2 protein-coding genes are annotated in these 1,169 nt (G+C 72.8%); one reads left to right on the top strand and one right to left on the bottom strand.

All coding sequences use genetic code 11. From position 1 onward, the window contains the following. Positions 1-303, top strand: a 303-nt coding sequence (locus ACMZ42_RS27220; protein WP_415733459.1) for a MarR family winged helix-turn-helix transcriptional regulator, incomplete at its 5' end; no start/stop codon positions are given. A 102-nt stretch (positions 304-405) separates the two neighbouring features. Here ACMZ42_RS27220 and ACMZ42_RS27215 read toward each other — a convergent pair. Beyond that, positions 406-1,169 (bottom strand): lipase family protein (locus ACMZ42_RS27215; RefSeq protein WP_415733458.1); only part of this gene is annotated, 764 nt, incomplete at its 5' end.

Raw genomic sequence — 1,169 nt, 5'->3', positions numbered from 1 at the left:
CTGGCCGAGCTGGAGAAGCGCGGCCACATCGAGCGCACCCCCAACCCGGCCGACCGGCGTGCCGCACTCGTCACCATCACGGAATCGGGCAAGGCCGCCATCGATGCCCTCTTCCCGCGTCAACTCGGCATCGAGGCGGAGGTGCTGGCCGGGCTGGGCGAGGACCGGGGGCGGATTCTCGATGCCCTGGCCCACCTCGCCCAGGTGATGGAGCAGGGCCTGATCGACCGGGGTCGCAGCCGGGGCAGGGCCCACGATCTCGGTCTCGGGCTCAGCAACATCCGTGCCCCGCGGGAACCTTGAGCCGACGGCCCTCCCGGCCAGAGGCCCGTGCGGCCAGAGCCCCGTGCGGCCGGAGCGCGATGCGCCGCGACCGCTGAGCCGCCGAGCCGCTGGTCAGTCCGGCTACCGGCAGTCCGAGTCCTGCTTCCGGCCCGCACGCAGCGCCTCGACGAAACGGCGGGTGTCGGCGAGCGAGTCGGTCACCGTCGCCCGGTGATCGGCACCGGGATAGATCTTGTACGTCAACGCGTCGGTCCGTGTGCAGAGCTGCCCGACGAGATAGTCGGTGCCGGGCTTGGCCACCAGGGCGTCCGCGGTGCCCTGAGCGATCATCACGGGCACCCTGGGTGTCAGTCCGACCGGGTCCTGCCGCTGAAGATAGGTCTCCAACGGCTCCAGATCGGCGCCCGGCCGCAGTACCCGGTCCGTGGGCACGGTGGCCGCGGCCCTGCGCACGTCGTCCAGGCCGCCGGTCCGGGCCGCGGTGAGCAGTGGCCGCATCTCGTTCGTGAGCAGTGCGTCCGGGTCGACGGCCGGATCGGCGGCGGCCGCGCCGATGAGCACGACGGGCAGGAAGCCCAGGGTGTCGCGGATACCCGGCGAGCCGGGCTGTACATAGTCGGCGATGGTCGCGATGCCGACGCCGCCGGGCGCGAGCGCCACCGCGCCCAGCAGATCGAGATCGCGCCGGTCCTGGTCCGCCGAGGCCGCGAAGAGCGCGGCCTGACCGCCCTGGCTGTGCCCCATGGCTATCCAGTCGCGGCCCACCCGGGGGCTGATCCGGCGGGCGGCGCGCACGATGTCCGCCACGGTGTTCGCTGCGCTGTGCCCGTTGAGATAGGGGTGCTCCCCCTTCGTGCCGAGGCCTTCGTAGTCGGTCTGCACGC

This window comes from Lysinibacillus sp. NPDC056185, assembly GCF_047737915.1.
GTDB lineage: Bacteria > Bacillota > Bacilli > Bacillales_A > Planococcaceae > Lysinibacillus.
This window is presented reverse-complemented; position numbering and strand designations above follow the sequence as displayed.